The organism is Bacillus sp. NPDC094064 (assembly GCF_050279585.1).
In the GTDB taxonomy this organism is placed as follows: Bacteria; Bacillota; Bacilli; order Bacillales; family Bacillaceae_G; genus Bacillus_A.
In genome coordinates, this window is record NZ_JBNNUI010000003.1 from 109896 (window position 1) to 126735 (window position 16840).

13 protein-coding genes are annotated in these 16840 nt (G+C 31.3%); all 13 read right to left on the bottom strand.

Annotation, left to right across the window (positions count from 1 at the left end):
• Positions 1-189 precede the first annotated feature (189 nt).
• Complete coding sequence (locus tag ACQKNI_RS08390; RefSeq protein WP_427282311.1) at positions 190-2529, bottom strand: right-handed parallel beta-helix repeat-containing protein; 2340 nt, start codon at positions 2527-2529, stop codon at positions 190-192.
• 265 nt (positions 2530-2794) lie between these two features.
• A complete protein-coding gene (locus ACQKNI_RS08395) occupies positions 2795-4333 on the bottom strand; it encodes a lipopolysaccharide biosynthesis protein (RefSeq protein ID WP_098252566.1) in 1539 nt (512 codons plus the stop codon).
• A gap of 61 nt (positions 4334-4394) precedes the next feature.
• On the bottom strand, positions 4395-5294 hold the full coding sequence (locus tag ACQKNI_RS08400) for an SP_1767 family glycosyltransferase (protein WP_098252565.1): 900 nt from the start codon (positions 5292-5294) through the stop codon (positions 4395-4397).
• Between the two features lie 2 nt (positions 5295-5296).
• On the bottom strand, positions 5297-6265 hold the full coding sequence (locus tag ACQKNI_RS08405) for a glycosyltransferase family 2 protein (RefSeq protein WP_098252564.1): 969 nt from the start codon (positions 6263-6265) through the stop codon (positions 5297-5299).
• 22 nt (positions 6266-6287) lie between these two features.
• Entirely contained in the window at positions 6288-7466 is a 1179-nt protein-coding gene (locus ACQKNI_RS08410; RefSeq protein WP_098252563.1) for a glycosyltransferase, read from the bottom strand.
• A gap of 139 nt (positions 7467-7605) precedes the next feature.
• A complete protein-coding gene (locus ACQKNI_RS08415) occupies positions 7606-8805 on the bottom strand; it encodes a glycosyltransferase (protein ID WP_098252562.1) in 1200 nt (399 codons plus the stop codon).
• Positions 8806-8872: 67 nt separating this feature from the next.
• Positions 8873-10054 (bottom strand): glycosyltransferase, encoded by a 1182-nt coding sequence (locus ACQKNI_RS08420; RefSeq protein ID WP_098252561.1) that lies wholly within the window; start codon positions 10052-10054, stop codon positions 8873-8875.
• A gap of 66 nt (positions 10055-10120) precedes the next feature.
• Positions 10121-11323, bottom strand: coding sequence for a glycosyltransferase (locus ACQKNI_RS08425; RefSeq protein ID WP_098252560.1), 1203 nt, complete (start codon positions 11321-11323; stop codon positions 10121-10123).
• Between the two features lie 62 nt (positions 11324-11385).
• Positions 11386-12534 carry a glycosyltransferase family 1 protein gene (locus ACQKNI_RS08430; protein WP_098252559.1) on the bottom strand — a complete coding sequence of 383 codons (1149 nt, stop codon included), beginning with the start codon at positions 12532-12534 and terminating at the stop codon, positions 11386-11388.
• 42 nt (positions 12535-12576) lie between these two features.
• Positions 12577-13641, bottom strand: a complete 1065-nt coding sequence (locus ACQKNI_RS08435) for an EpsG family protein (RefSeq protein ID WP_098252558.1) — start codon at positions 13639-13641, stop codon at positions 12577-12579.
• Positions 13642-13675: 34 nt separating this feature from the next.
• Positions 13676-14569 carry a glycosyltransferase family 2 protein gene (locus ACQKNI_RS08440; protein WP_088230011.1) on the bottom strand — a complete coding sequence of 298 codons (894 nt, stop codon included), beginning with the start codon at positions 14567-14569 and terminating at the stop codon, positions 13676-13678.
• Between the two features lie 5 nt (positions 14570-14574).
• Positions 14575-15684 (bottom strand): glycosyltransferase family 1 protein, encoded by a 1110-nt coding sequence (locus ACQKNI_RS08445; RefSeq protein WP_098252557.1) that lies wholly within the window; start codon positions 15682-15684, stop codon positions 14575-14577.
• The gene (locus ACQKNI_RS08450; RefSeq protein WP_427282312.1) at positions 15669-16826 is read right to left on the bottom strand and encodes a glycosyltransferase family 4 protein; all 1158 of its coding nucleotides are present in this window, start codon (positions 16824-16826) and stop codon (positions 15669-15671) included. Before ACQKNI_RS08450 ends, ACQKNI_RS08445 begins: the two co-directional genes overlap by 16 nt.
• Positions 16827-16840 lie beyond the last annotated feature (14 nt).

Sequence of the window (16840 nt, forward strand, 5' to 3'; positions counted from 1 at the left end):
TTAAAACTTTATATGCAATTAAACAAAACAAGAGGCAACTAAAGTTAGTTGCCTCTTGTTTTGTTTAATTACGTTATCTATCATTCATTCTATCTCATCAAATCGTTTAAACATAACTAACTCATGTAACTATTTCCTTGCAATATCACTACTTACGAAGTGTCGGTTACTCCATTACTTCCTATAACTTTATACGGACGAATCAAAGACACCATTAATATAATTATCTTTTTTTATATGTTCATCCCTTAACTTTATAACCACTGTGTCCACAATATTATCTTTAAAAATCAAAGTGATTGAGGGTAAAATCTGATTTGCATTCACGCCTACCATACTTTTATTTGATCTAAATATATTATTTTCTATTAACATAAACTCACTCGTAAATGTTTCATTCCAAAAATTAATTATACTATCTGTCGATTCTGAATTAAGGTATTCAAATGCATTATTATTAAATTCTATCCTTCCCCCAATGTCCCATAAAAAAAATGCCGAGCCCCATCTTCCCCCTCTAAAATTGCTATTTTTCACTTTTAGCATCGCTATCCTTTGAGAAGACTCCACAGTAAAAAGATTATACGCATCCCAGCTAAATGAACATCCATTAAATTCATATTCTGCTTGAGGCGTTTTTGTAACAAATGATATTGTACCGCTGTTTTCAAATTTACATCCCGTATATACTCCTGGTGGTAAATTCGTGATGATTCCTTGCGGGTGTTTCGTATCTATAAAAGAAATATTATTTAATCTCCATCCATTTTTCATACCAGGTGATACGCCTGTTAAACTTGTACCCTCTACAGCCCCTCCTTTAATAACACAATCTGATATAGTTTGCGGTTCTGCTGAGAAACCAATTATTGAACCTAACTGTGAAAATGAATGAAATAAATCTTGATCACTAAAAAATTCACATTGGTTAACTTGGATACAATATGCTTTATCTCTTCCCATTGACAATGCGCTATTATGGAAAGTACAGTTACCAATAAGCGCTTCCTTATCACCTTGATCTATCGTAACTCGAGTAGCATACATTTGATTATTCGTAAAAGTTACCTCTCCGCTTAAAACACAACTTGCTTCCCTTAAGTGATTATTGTTTATAATTACTTTCTCTACACTTTCGCCTACTACTAATGAGTTATTAGCTATTTTATTTTGAATGATATTAATGTACCTACCACCAACTACAACAATGTTATATCCCTGATTATCATATATGTTATTACGCTCAATGTTTATATATTGATTTAATCGATATCCATCTTCAATATCTATTGCTCCTTGAGGTGCTGTACCTTTCATTTTGTAAATTTCACAATCTCTAATGTAAATTTGTTTCGCTCCAGATACGCTTACCCCAAGTCTCCTACAATCATGTACTTTACATTTTTCAACAAAGACATTCTTAGAAAATTCCGGAATTCTAACAGTTATTTTACAACCGTTTTCCGTAGGTATTGTACCTTGGTGAAGAACTATTTTCGCATAATCTGCTTCTTTTGGAACATTCACTTCTTCGAAAAACCTTACTCTCTTAGCAGCCGTTACAAAAGTATTATCAGCCCTATAAAACAACACATCATATAATTCTGTGTATATTCCTGAACCAACTCCACCATAGCCATCCCCGTATAAACCAAAATATCCCCACTTTATAATGCTATCATGATGTAAATCTATTTTTACATTCGATCTAATTTTATTATCATCTACTATTAGGGCACCATTGACATCACTAATCCCCCCCACTTCAAATGTACCAGCAAAATCATATTCTCCAATTTGTCCCCATGTACTTTCCATTGCTATGCCATCGCCAGTACAATTTAAAATTTCCATATTGTCTATTGAAATATAATTCATATTACTCCCCTCAGCAGGAGTCGTATTTCCTACTTCAATTCCATATCCCCATTCATGAGTATGAGGAATCGTTGTATAATCGTGTGTATCTTTATCCCCTTCAATTCTTCCATTTGTAACTCGAGAAAACTTTTGATTTCTTTGATATCGTACGATTGCATATTTAACTAATCCATTACTTCTTATTTTTAAAGTTGATCCACCTAAATTTAAAGTCATAAAGCTTTGTGGCTCAATTGGTGTATTTTCATCAATCAAATATATCCCCTTGGGTAAAACAACTTCTATAAACCCTTGTTGAGATGCCCATAGTAATGCATTATTAATCCCTTTAGAAGTATTATCAGCGTTCGTTCCATCATTTTTAACGTCCCATCTCTCTAACTCAAGAAAATACGTGCCCGAAACCACATTAGCAGATTCTGTTTCTCCAATCAGTGATTTACTAGACTTAAAGTTATATAATCCCTCCAATGTATTACTTTTGATTTTACTTATTAAACTCTTAAATTTATTCTCTGTTGATACTTTAACATTTCCTTTTCTCGTCCCAATAAACAATTCACAAGTATCTGTACAAAAACAAAATTCCCCTTCGCTTAACACAGGAAGATTCCTTTTCAAAACACATGTCACCTGAAATTTTGCCATGATTTATATATAACCTCCATCTAAGATGCAAGTTGAATTTTATCGAAAAATTCCAACTTATATCAGTGCATGGGGATAAATATTTTATATTCTTCTTAAATACGTATCCCTTTAATAGAATACTATGCATTATATAAATACTATGTTAGGGCTAATGGTTCACGTTTTCTAATTAAAATCCAGTTTCATTTCATACTAACAGGATTCAAAAACATTAAACTGCCTTAATAATCCAAATCAACATACTATCCATACTTTTTTATACCTAAATAACGTTTTGCTTTTTTTTAATTTGTAAAAACATCATACTAAAGATATTCCTTATATATTGAAATTCTGTGCTTTTATAAAAAATTAAAGCGTATATTATATTTGGTACTATTAAGCAAATCACACCTTTTCCGACTAACGAAATAAAGGTATTTCCTTCTACAAAATGATTACATATACTTGTAGTAATGAACCCTGTAACGACAGTTAAAAATATGTAAAATACATATGTTTTGAAATACTTCAAAACCGATTTCTTAAAAAGATTTTTATATACAATATAAGGCTGAATCCAAAGTACAGTTGCAATTGTACTAATAGCCGTGCCTATGAATATACCTATCACTCCAAACATTTTAGCTAATAGAATGGATAAACTTAAATTGATTATCGCTTCAACTAACGGAATATACTTATCTTGTACAAATAATCCCGCTTTATTTTTAAAAATAGCTATCGCGGTCCGCATACCTGTTAAATAAAAATTTATTAGTATCACTACAAAAATCATGTCATTTAATAAATACTTCTTATCAAGCCACCACCCTATAAATGGCTCTAACAAATTAAATAAAAATATGGTACAAAAAGAAAAGACCCAAAAATTCACTAGATAAGTTACTTTAAATATTGCATAATTTTTGTCATTATTCTCAGTTGCAATTAAATTCCCTACACTTGCTTCAATACCATTTAATATAGGATTTACTACGGCTGCTAATTGATTTATTATCATTGTATAGTTCGAATATATCCCGACCATAGCAAGACCTACAAAAGATGAAATCAGTATATTATCCGTTCCAAATACAATATATCCTCCAATATTGTGCAAAAACATCGCCTTTACATTTATAATTAACCTTTCTTTCGTATCATTATCTATGGAATACTTCTTTTTTGTCTTTATATAAGGATAGTACTTATTCACAATCCTACCGTTTACCACATTTTGAATTACATATATAGTTAACTCTATAGTTAAATACAAAATATAATTTTTTGTGTACATTAGTATAAATATTTTAAATATTGTAGTTAGCACTTGGAATAAGAGATCCACCCTAGCCAATATATATCCTCTTTGATCAGCTTGTATTAAAGACCTCTTATGAGCATTTAAATAGGTAACTACATTTTTCACTACGAATAGCGAATAGATTATCGTAATATTCGATATAGACTCCCCATCTTTCATTAAATAACTTAAAAAGGGATATATCATAGCACTTATTACTAGAATAATGATTGCTAAAATTTGATAAATTTTTTTATACAATTGAACAAGGGCTATAATTTTATACTGATTATTTTCTGCCAATGGTTTATACAAATTGTATACTATACTCGCTCCTATACCAGCCTCAATTAACGCTAACATGGATAATACATTAATTAACAAACCATCTATCCCTAAATACTCTATTCCTAAACTATCCAAAAAAACTTTCCTAGATATAAATCCCAGAATAACAATAACTATTTGAGAAAATATACTTATTGCTATGTTCTTAATTGAATACATTGTTCGCATGATTAATCCCCTTCATTAACTAGATCATTTCTAAGTAGAAAGAATCCTCATAACAATAAAGTTATATTATCCTGGCAATAATCTCACTATCATAATCCAAGTCACTAATTGCATTCACATTAGTTCCATCATCTACTTCACCGATATACTTATTTTTTATAGGTTGTTTTTCTGTCGCTTTCTTCAAAAACCATTCATACTCTATATCAATATGACCAATATCTAACGTTTGATATCCAACAGAAGATAAATCATACGCTAATACCGTAGCTGTTGGACCTAGTGCAATTAATATTAATTTCGATTTTTTTTGACTCTTTGCTAACTCTAAAATTTCACTATACTTCGCAAAAGCATTTTTCGATGGGCATATTATTCTATCAATTGTTTTAACATTTTTAAAAAGATCGTTTCCTACCCCTAGTCTACTTTGCTCCCCTTCAATAATGATTATTTCTCTACCATTCCAAATATCTTTTATTTTATCAAAGCGAATTCCAACCATACTCTTATCTTGATGATCTATATATAACCTTGTAACTAATGCATCGTAATACTCTTTATTCATACGTATACTCTTATAAATTCTGCTACGATTTAACTCTAAATATTTTTCCCAATATCCTCTTGATTTGTCCGTGCACCAATTTAAATTCCCAAAAATATTCGGAATGCAAACTAAATGGTCCATCTTATTACTCTTAATAACTTCATCCAGTCTATCCTTTAATTCTTTTGAATACGGCTGAAAAATTAAATTTTCTCCATTTATAAGCGCAAATTCACCATCACCAAATCTACTTACTGAACAATTATTCTCTATAATATAGTCAAGTGTTTCATCAACACTTTTCACTATTGGAGGCTTCCTTTTCATAGTAATAATCCTATTATATTGAATAGTTACTTTATTCTTTGCTCCAATATATAAATAATATAATTTCAACAAAGACTTCTTCATATCTATCCCCTTTTTGCAAAATTATTAATTAAAAGTTTATACAATAATGGATGTATCTTGGTCGCCAATAATAAAAATTTTACACTTTTCCCATACTCTTTTAAACGCATTGTTTTATAAAAATAACGATTCAATATACCAATAACCTTATAATATTTAATTTTATGCTCATTAAGTCTCCCACTCAATGATATTAAATTTAAAACTACCATCGAACAATTCCCTAGTTTTAATATAACTAAGTTATATAACTCCTTATAATATCGTTCCATAAATTTACACATTTCATCATAAATTAAGACTGAGTCAATTTTTATCTCTTTTACAGCCTGATCCATCATACTATTATCGCGCTTTATATAATGATATTTAGGTTCTCCTATGAAACATACTTTCTTACACTTATGAATAACTTTATACGTAAATGCTGTATCTTCATATGACATACCTACTGGAAATTTAATATCCTCCAATAACTGTCTTTTGAAAAGTTTAGTCCAAACAACTTCATCGTACAGATTTCCTTCTAGCATCGCCTTCATCGCACTATTTCTATCATGAATAACAAACGGATGATTGCTTGAAATTACCGTTTTATCATTGTAATGAATTTCACTACTACAAATAGCTATATCACAGCCTTGCTCTACACACATACCATATAACAATTCATACATATCCATTTCTATCCAATCATCACTATCAACAAATCCTATATAATCTCCCTCTGCTATGTCTAATCCAACGTTTCTTGCAGAAGATAATCCACCATTCTCCTTATGGATTACTTTAATCCGGCTATCTTGAATCGCATACCTATCACAAATCTCACCACAACTATCAGGAGATCCATCATCAACAAGTATTAACTCGAACTCTTTGAACGTTTGCTTTAATATAGAATCAATACATTTATGGATATATTGCTCAACTTTATAAACTGGAACAATAATACTAATTTTAGGATTCATAATTGCACCCTTTCATTTGCAATTAACTTAGAAAACTATTTACCTTTTCTAAGTTGTTAAATTCCTCTTCTAACAAATTAGTCGTTACCTCTTCACGCACTCTTTGTTGATCCAAAAGATATTTAATCTTGTTATATAGACTTTCCTCATTACATTCAACAACAAAACCATTGTAGCCATCTTTTATTTGCTCATATGCTCCGGTAAAATTAGTCGTTACAATAGGCTTTTTTAAGCATTTTGCCTCAGCTAATGTGAGACAATATCCTTCATGCCTAGAAGTTTGAACATATATATCTGATTGATGTACATAAGGATATGGATTCTGTGTCGATCCCAATAGTACAAAATCTTTTTTCAGATTATATTTGCCTATTAGTGTCTCATAATACGCTCTATTCTCCCCTTCTCCGATACAGTACCATCGTACTTCATATCCCTCTTTACGTAACATTGATAAAACTTTAATTGCAAGGTCTTGACCTTTTTCTTTTGAAAGTCTACCTACTGTTACTATCTTCATACCTTTATATCCATTATCAAATTCTACTTTTTCTTTCGCCATTTCATTTATTAAATCTGGAAGTACAATATTTAAAAAGACACTTGTCTTATTTTTTACTTTAGGAAACTTCTCTATTAAATGTTTTTGTGCTTCTTTAGAAACTACATATATATTATCCAGCTGATCATATAATTTCTCATATAATTTTGTATTAATTTGATGTTGAAAAACATCAAAATGTATCCAAGAAACTTTCTTTTCTGAAGCTACTCTATTAACTATATAATAATCAATTATGTCAGTGGGCCCTTGGTATGCTATTGCAATATCATATTTATTCTTATTATGCGGAACGTCTTTAAAAATCTCTTTATAGAAAACATATCTATCCTTTAATTTTTTTGATACCACAGAAGTGAGTAAAAAGTTTAACCCCTTAATATATCTTGTATTTTCAAAATACTCTTTAATCGTTTTCTTTGGTGGTTGCATAATTTTAGGCTTTATATTTTCAAACCAAGTTACTTCTTCTATCTTTACCCAATTGGGTAATTGTTTTAAAAATCCCCCTCGCTTCTCCAACATCAATACTGTGACATCATACTTTTCTTTTGGTATTACAGATAACAAAGAAAGAAGTGATTTTTCTACACCACCTATATTCATACTACTTACCATAAATAGCACTCTCTTCATAAATATCTCCTTCTACCACCTAAAAGTTTTATAGCAAAATAAAAAACATCCTCTCAAAGATGTTTTCACAAAAAACATAATTTATAATAACAAACCGTCCATATTTCTGTAATACGATAATAATACCTTCTAAAACAAGTTACATATTAGAATTTGCTATTCTATATAACTTTTTTAATTCTTCCCTCGTATCTACCACTTCTTTTTCTATATTTTTTCTCAGCCGGCCTTCCAACAATTTATCACTTAATATTTGTACAATAGAATCATACATTTGCTGCTCATCAAATTGAACTATTAATCCATTTTGGTTATGAATTATCTGTTCACTTGCCCCTGTAAAATTTGTACTAATTATTGGGTTATTAAAACATCTAGCTTCTGCGAGTGTTATACAGTATCCCTCGTATCGAGACGGTTGCACATATATATCACATTGTTTCATAAAGGGATACGGATTCGAAACTGCTCCTAAAAATATATAATCTTCCTGAATACCGTATTCTTTCACGAGTTTTTCATACATTCCTCGTTCCTTTCCATCACCTATACAATACCATCTAACATTGTGGCCAGCTTCTTTAAGCTTTGCTAACACCGATATTGTTAAATCCTGTCCTTTTTCTATACTCAATCTACCAACAGTAAGGATTCTTACTCCTTTAAAGTCATCCGCAAATCCAACTCCTTCACTCGCCATATTCGCTATCATTTCAGGTGAAATAATATTTAAAAATGTTTCTGTCTTATTAATCAATTCCGGTACTGTTTGAGTAAGTTTTTTCTTTCCTAAATCCGAAACGACAAAAACATGCTGAAATTTTTTATATACTTTATTTACAAAGTGTTTGTTAAAATATATCTTTTCAATGTCAAAATGTATCCATTGAACCTTTCGTCTTGCTTCTATTTTATTTGCTACAAAGTAACTAATAAAATCCATCGGTCCGGCATAAGCTATAGCAATATCATAATTTTTATACTTATCTTCATAATTTTGCAAACAACATTTTAAAATCACACTCCTTTCTTTCATAACCTTAGAGACTAAGTACAAAAATGCTAGTTGAAACGCTTTTATAATTTCTCTTTGTTTTATAAGGTTCGCTATAACTAATCGCGATGGTTTATTTAATATATTTTGCATTTCCTCGTAACCCTTTACATACTCAATACGAACTCCTTTTGGAATAAAATTTAAAAAATCTCCTTTTTTCTCTAACATTAAAATTGTCACTTCATATTTGTCTTTTGGAATTTCTGCTACCATATTTAATAGAGCCTTCTCCGTACCACCTATATTCATATTTATAACCATAAAGAGTATTTTCTTTTTCATAGTTCCCCCAACTACTTTCTCTTGTTCATCAATAAACTTTTGTTAACCTTTTCCTTTATAAAACCCTTTAATTGAAAGAAGCATATATTTTCTTAATTTCCTCCTCCGTTCCAACCTTGTCTTTCTTTAAATTTTCGCATAAATGTTTTTTTAGCAAATCGTTTTCTATAATTTCTTTCACCCCTTCATATATCGCTTCCGAGTCCATTTTCACTATTAAACCATTCTCTCTATTTTTGATCTGATTATGAACTGTTATAAAATCGGTTACTACTATAGGCTTTTGAAATATTCTAGCCTCTGCTATTGCCAGTCCATATCCTTCATATCTTGAAGGTTGTACATATATATCACTTTGTTTTATAAAGGGATATGGATTTTTGAAAGTACCTAATAACATAAAAGTATCGTGTAAATTATATTTACTTACCATATCCTCAAGTTCACTTTGAAGATTTCCCTCACCAATTACATACCACTTAAATCTATATCCTTTTTGCTTTAATCTATAACAAGCTTCTACGGCCAATTCATATCCTTTTTCATATACTAACCTACCAATCGTTAATATTCGTAATCCATCAAACTGATCACTAAATCCTTCATTCTCATTTGCCATCGATTTAATTAACGTCGGCGATATAATATCATATACAACCTGAATTTTTGACTCTATTTTAGGAATTTCTTGAGTCAACACTTCCTTACAAACATCGGACACAGCTACTATTTCATTAAATTCCTCATAATAGTTCAAGTCAAAATCTTTATTATATGCAGCTAACTTATAATCCGTATTCACCCAAGCTATTTTTTTGTACGCATAAACCTTATTTGCCACAAAATATGTTGGCATTCCTTGACTATAAGCTATGGCAACATCATATTTCTCCTTTAAACTCTCCAATCCTTTAGACAACCATTTCCAAACGATTTGAGCTGCATGAAAGTTTTTATTTATGTATGGATTTCTAAGAGATATAGAAGCCCCAATTCTAAGAAATAACTCTTTAAAGTATTTATGCTTAATTAAATAATTAAATTTCTCTGCCTGTCTTTTAATAATTGTCGGTACACCTAAGACGTTTACCTGTTTTGGAAGTAATGGTAAATACAATCCACTAGCAGAAAACATTAACAAATCTACTTCATATTTCGTATAATCAAATAAAGAAAGTAAAGAAACTAAACTTTTTTCGGCTCCTCCACTTTGTAGCGAATCTATAACAAATAAAATTTTTTTCTTCATAACTATCACTACCCTAAAGTGTTTTTATTATACTCAAAACATTAAAAATCATTCACTCATTTCACTTTACGAAAATAATGCATATAATTTATCAATTTCATTACGATTTCCATATTCACCTTTAAGAGTATTTTCTACCAGATTTTCTCTTAACTCTTTATCTTCAATAAGTTTCTTTATTCCATTTGCTATCCCATTTACCCCCAACTCAGTTATTATTCCATCAATCCCATCCTGCACTTGACTTTTTGCAGTTGAAAAATTGGTAATAAGTACTGGCTTTCCGATAATTTGTGCTTCACGAACTGTTACAGCTTTCCCCTCATACCTGGATGGCTGCACATATATATCACACGCTTTTATATATGGATAGGGATTTGTCTTTTTGCCCAATAAAAAGAAATGTTTTTCCAGATTAAGTTCAGCTAATAATTTTTTAAGTTCAGCTTCTTGCGATCCATAACCAACTATATACCATTCAATATCGTATCCCTCATCTAATAACTTTCTTAATGCATACATAGCAAAGTCTATTCCTTTTGCATAGGACAACCGTCCTACAGTAACAAGCTTTACTTTTCCTGATTTCATCTGTAGTTCTTGCATAACCTCTTCCCTCTGTGCTTGCTCACGTACAAATTCAGGAGATAATATATTTTCTATAATTTCAACATTTTTATTTACATTTGGTAAAATACTAAGAAATGAATCTCTGCATCCTTCTGAAACTGCTACGATGTTATCCATCTTGCTCCACATTTTATACTCCATGTTTGCATTAAGATTTATATTTGAATAATCTGTATGAATCCAGCCAATCTTTCGTTTCGCGCGAACTTTATCTCCAACAAAATAATGGGGCCATAAAAAACTAATCGCTACATCATACTCCTCTTCCAGTTTCGGTATAAAGGGTAAAGTTATTCTCCAGCCATACTGAATAACAAAATATCCCACTTCTGCACTTTTCACATATCTCCCATGTGCATCTCCTAAAATTTTCCCTAAAGTCCTTGCTACTCCAATTGTAATTTGCCCTTCTTGTAATATTTGCTTAATTGATTTTCTAAAAGTAGTATATTGTTTTACTTCCTTTAACAAATTAGGCAGTTTAGGTAATAAAAAAAGAAACTCTCCCTCATGTTTAAATAACATCAAATCTACATCATATTTGCTATAGTCGATTGTATTCAATAAACCGATTAAACTTCTTTCTACTCCACCAATTGCCATATCAAATGATGTAATGAGAATTTTTTTCTTTTTCATTTTTTACTCCCTCACCCAATTTATTTTACAAGTTTTCTTCTTATAAAAATAATTACAATTAACTATGATCCCCTATATTCTAACCCGTATAAGAATAACCACTCTGGAACGTTACTCTTTATATCAAAACCTAGCTTCGAGATTGTATCAATTATTATTTCTGTATTTAATTTTTCTTTTTCCAACACCCTTTGAATTTCTGTAGACCATACTTTAAGGTTTTCATCCAAGCTAACAAATGATACTATCCCTAATCCCATATCAACATTTTTAGTTATTGTATTTGCCACTACACACGGAACACCTGCACACTGTGCTTCTAATGCAACAATTCCAAACCCCTCAAAAATTGATGGAAAAAGAAAAACATCAAACATCCTTATAATTCTCGGAATATCTTTTCTTACTCCCAAAAACTTAACTTTTTCATAGATACCTAATCTTTTCGATTCTAGCTCAATAGAATTCTGTAATGGACCATCTCCTACTAAAACAAGCATAAAATTAGGATCATATTTTAATACCTCATTAAAAACTTTCAATATAAATATATGATTTTTAGATTCAGAAAAACGCCCAATATGACCAATCACTTTCTTTTCAACTGGTATATTGAATTCATCCCTTGTTTTATTACTATCCTGTATATTTGCATTAGCAAATTGATTAGTATCTATCGCATTTTTCATTATCTTTACCTTTGAATTATCAATGTTTTTCTGAAATAAAAAACGTGCAGATTCCACACTGCATGCACAATAATTTGTTCCAGCATAAGTAATAATTGTCCGTAAAAAACTCAATAAAACTTTCCCTTTTATCCCCGATCCCATCGGCCAATTACTACTATGTGAATGACAAATCCTTATTTTTATACCAGCTATTTTAGCAGCAATAGCAACAAATCCCCCTTGATAATCAGTATGTGCATGGGCCGCCACATATTGATTACTAGACATTACCTTAACAAGTTCTTTAATGTATGAAAGAGGGCCTAGCTGTCCTAAACTAGATATTCGATATATTTTCCCACCCAACGCAATGATTTCCTTATCATAATCACTTTCTTCACTTTTATGGGAAACAAAATCAAATTGCACCACTTCTCTATCTATATTCCTATATACATTCATTAACAATGCCTCAGCGCCACCCCGATCCATCGCACTAACGATATGTAACACTCTTTTTGGTCTTTCTAGTTTAAACATTGAAAATTACTCCCATCTTAGACTGGTTTTCAAGTATACATTTTATCCCCAGAAACTACTCTTATAAACTATCCCTAAAGTAACAATATGTTCATATACAAAATAAATAAAGTAACATACTATTATTGCATAATAAATTAACTTTTGATCCTTTTCTGTAAATAACTTTATAACCCACGATATCAATATCAAATGGTATAATCCAAAATATATAGAAAACCTTGCAAAAATCCAATTTTGAGTCGAAATAATCATAAAAACTAGACCTAGTAATGCCATATTTACGATATAATCACTTTCCGGAAAAATATCCCTTAATTTATCCCTTCCAATATAAGCGAGAATGAGCGGTATTGCATCCACAGCAACCCGAAGAATATTAGCTCCTCCTTCTTGAAAATCCTTATAGTGGCCATATTGTGTATCCCCTATAGTTGCAAAGAAAATTTCTGCAAACTGATTAAACCCTATTACTATAAGTACTGCAATAAAGAGTAGTATAAATGTTATTGTCGACCATGCTTTTCTTCGGACTACGAAATAAATAGGAATTAATACAAGAGCACTTTGATGAAAAGTCGAAGCAAATAGAACAATCAAAAAATATCTTTTCCAATTCCCATCTAAAATATATTTTGTAGCAGTAAAAATAATCGCTGCGGTTAAATACTGTCTTACTCCATTCATTGAAACTAAATACATACCGGATGCTATATATACATATAAACTTAACTCAATCATTCTTGAGTATTTATATAGAACTGCTACTATTAATATATTTGTTATTAGAGCTGTGATAAAAATCAAAACTTGCGGATCATTCGTATATACTTTTAAAATCATTTGCAAAACACTAAACCCAACATCTTTACTACTTTGAATATAATCCCAATTAAAATCAGTAACTGTAAAAGCATGCATATAAAAATACGTATCACCAATATTATTTCTAAAACCAGATACCAGTACAAGAGAAGTCGTCGCCATTAAAATCAATAGTCGATTCGGCTTTAACATCACAACTCCTGAAGTTACTGGCATAGCAAAATACCTTGCGAAAAACGCTAGTATGAACACTATAAAGAAATTCATCCAAAGTATAGTCATTATTCTTCCCTCTTATCAATTACTAAGTAAATCCCTATATATTTACTTTTATTCTTGTTTTCAATGTAATGTAACTATATAGAATAGCCCCAAATGGCACTGCGCAAAGGGTAAGCACTTTGCATGGTGACTCTTTTATAAATCTTTTGTTTTTCGCTATAAAGCTACTTGAGACATAATGTACAGCTTGTCTATATTTAAATAACCTATTTGCAAATGGTAGCTTCATCAGTTCCTTACGATAAAAAGCAAAACCTTTTGGATTATTACGATACTGGCTTAACATATTCATAGAAGAACCATCAGGCATATATTCAACATAACAAAGAGCTTCGTTCATGAGTAACATCTCATATTTCTGATCCAACATATAATATTTATATGCCAAACCTACATACTTTTCATTTTGAAAAATCGGATAAGGATACTTCCTAGTTAGTTCTGTGCGATATACTAATTTCTTATCTCCAGTTACACCATGTTTATTGTAAAGATTAAAAAGTGTAGAACGTTTAAGATTCAATGGTAACTTTGAACCAATGACTGTTCCATCTTTATATAAATCAAGCGCAATGATCCCACTTACTTGGTCACTTCCATTTTCATTCCAAAACGAAATAATTTTCTCTACGGCGTCACTAGGCATTGAATCATCTGAATCAATACAAACATTGAGTTCTGTATCAATCATCTCGTAAGCTGTATTATGAGCACCATGCATCCCTTGATTCTCTTGCCAATAATACCGTATGCTTATATAATCTTCAGAAATCCAAGATTGTACTAGTTCCTTTGTACAATCATCAGACCCATCATCTATAATTAACCATATAAAATCTTTACACGTTTGCTGCTTCAAACTTTCATAGCACCCCTGAAGACAATATGCTCTATTATATGTAGGGGTAAAAATCGTTAGCTTTTTCAATATGCTCACCTCGATACTGCTACATACAAATTTTGGGCAAATCCTGTAATTTTTTTTATATCATATCCCTTTTCAGCTAGTACATATTGTGTAACGTTTCTTGATACCTGCTTATCCGTTATATTTTGCAATTCCTCTACCCATTTTCTTACATCTAACAAAGAACACTGTTCAACTAAATTCAAATCTAAATCCACATCTTGCGTAATAGTGTCCGATATAATACACGGTAAACCCGCCCCTTGTGCTTCAATAAGAGTGACTGGCAAACCTTCATAAATAGATGGAAATACAAATGTATCAAATGCTTGTAATAAGCGATTAATATCACTACGTATGCCTAAAAATTTAACCTTATCTGTTAGTTTCAGTTTCTCTACTTTTTTCTCCATGTCTAATCGAAGCGGTCCATCTCCTACTAATAGAAGAATAGAGTTCGGCCTATATTCTATTAATTGAGCAAAAATATCAATTAAAAAAGTATGATTTTTGGGATATGCAAATCTTCCTACATGTCCAAGCACAAAAACACCCTCATGAAGTTTCAGTTCTTTTCTTACCTGCTCTCTAATATCTGAATTAAATGTAAATTCATCGCATTCTATTCCATTTTTTAATATTTTTGTTGCACTTTCTCTATTAGCAAACAACCATTGCGCTGCAGCTCTTGAACATGCTAAAAAATGTGTAGCACACGGCGCAATAAATGCTCCTGCATACCATTTATATATTTTTGCTATAGCCCCACCCTCACTGCTTGTACTATGACTATGCGCAATCCTAACTGGAACCCTTGCTTTTTTAGCTGAACGAAGTACAAAACCACTCATTTTATCCATATGTGAATGAACGATTTTATATTGTGGATGAGAGTTAAAGAAAGTATCTAGCGCCTTTATATATCCTCTATGACCAACATCTGTAACGTATGGAATTCGATGAACTTTTCCGCCTAATTTTACTACCTCTTCATCAAATACTCCTTCTTTACAAGTTAAAAAATCAAATTGTACTTTTGAGCGGTCTATATTACGATACAAATTCATAATTAAAGTTTCGGCTCCGCCTCTATTCATATTTACGACTACATGTAATACCCTTAATGGAGTGCCCAATTTAAATCCTCCATTTCATCCATATATGTTGTATAAATTTCTTGTTTCTCTTTCAATACTTCGTTAACTGAATATTCATTTGTAATAATAGTACGTCCACACTGTCCAAATTGCGCTTGTAATTTAATATCTTTAAAAATAGACTCTATTCTTTCAGACATCGTCTTTATGTTATCGCGATCTATAATCCAACCATTTTTATTATTAATAATTAACTCCCTATGCCCCCGGTTATCAGTAGCTACAACCGGAAGTCCACAAGCCATAGCTTCCATAATATTAACAGGCAAGCCTTCGCGGTTACTGGATGCAACTGCAAGGTCACACATTTGTAGTAAAGAGGCTATATCATTTCTATAGCCAAGAAAGTGCACCATATTATTCATCCCAAGTTGAGTAGCTAGTTTTTTGCATTCTTCCATTAACGGTCCTTCACCAGCAAGTAAAAGCTTCGCATGCGGAATTTCATTTTTCAATTGTGCTACTACACGAATTAAAAAACTTTGGTTTTTATTCTTATTAAATTCAGCAGCATAAAACATTAAAAAATCTTGTGGGTTATAGCCGAATTGTAGCTTTAATTCTCGTTTCTTAGGTTCAGTTACAGGAGTAAATCGTTCTATATCTACCCCTACACCGTGAACGAGTTTAATATCTTTCGCTTGAAAACGATGTTTAACTGCTAAATTGTAATCTTCTTGGTTAATTGTTATGAGACAATCTGTATTGATTGCTAAACTTCTTTCAATTGGATAATATAGAAGCCAATTTATGAATGATGCTCCTTTACAAAAGTGAAATCCATGCGCCGTATATATGACCTTTGTCCCTTCCCTCCGTGCTTTCCGGGCAGCTAGCCGAGCAATTGCCCCTCCCATAGGCGTATGACAATGAATGATTTTATATTTGTTTTGATGAATAATTGATTTTAGTTCTTTATATGCATGAAGGTTTTGTATACTAAGAGGTGATCTTTGAAGAGGAATATTATATTTTTGAGTTACGTACGGAAGATGTATATTCCCATTCGCTGCAACATGTACTTCCCAGCCTTGGTCTGCAAACCATTTCAAATACGGTAAATGAAAAGCCTTAAAATGATAATCCACAGTTGCACAAAACAGAACTTTTTTAGACACCATCCCACGCACCCGTC

Bases quoted from the DNA above. Each gene is read 5' to 3' on its own strand.
- ACQKNI_RS08390 (WP_427282311.1), bottom strand. From the start codon at position 2,529: ATGGCAAAATTTCAGGTGACATGTGTTTTGAAAAGGAATCTTCCTGTG.
- ACQKNI_RS08395 (WP_098252566.1), bottom strand. From the start codon at position 4,333: ATGCGAACAATGTATTCAATTAAGAACATAGCAATAAGTATATTTTCT.
- ACQKNI_RS08400 (WP_098252565.1), bottom strand. From the start codon at position 5,294: ATGAAGAAGTCTTTGTTGAAATTATATTATTTATATATTGGAGCAAAG.
- ACQKNI_RS08405 (WP_098252564.1), bottom strand. From the start codon at position 6,265: ATGAATCCTAAAATTAGTATTATTGTTCCAGTTTATAAAGTTGAGCAA.
- ACQKNI_RS08410 (WP_098252563.1), bottom strand. From the start codon at position 7,466: ATGAAGAGAGTGCTATTTATGGTAAGTAGTATGAATATAGGTGGTGTA.
- ACQKNI_RS08415 (WP_098252562.1), bottom strand. From the start codon at position 8,805: ATGAAAAAGAAAATACTCTTTATGGTTATAAATATGAATATAGGTGGT.
- ACQKNI_RS08420 (WP_098252561.1), bottom strand. From the start codon at position 10,054: ATGAAGAAAAAAATTTTATTTGTTATAGATTCGCTACAAAGTGGAGGA.
- ACQKNI_RS08425 (WP_098252560.1), bottom strand. From the start codon at position 11,323: ATGAAAAAGAAAAAAATTCTCATTACATCATTTGATATGGCAATTGGT.
- ACQKNI_RS08430 (WP_098252559.1), bottom strand. From the start codon at position 12,534: ATGTTTAAACTAGAAAGACCAAAAAGAGTGTTACATATCGTTAGTGCG.
- ACQKNI_RS08435 (WP_098252558.1), bottom strand. From the start codon at position 13,641: ATGACTATACTTTGGATGAATTTCTTTATAGTGTTCATACTAGCGTTT.
- ACQKNI_RS08450 (WP_427282312.1), bottom strand. From the start codon at position 16,826: ATGGTGTCTAAAAAAGTTCTGTTTTGTGCAACTGTGGATTATCATTTT.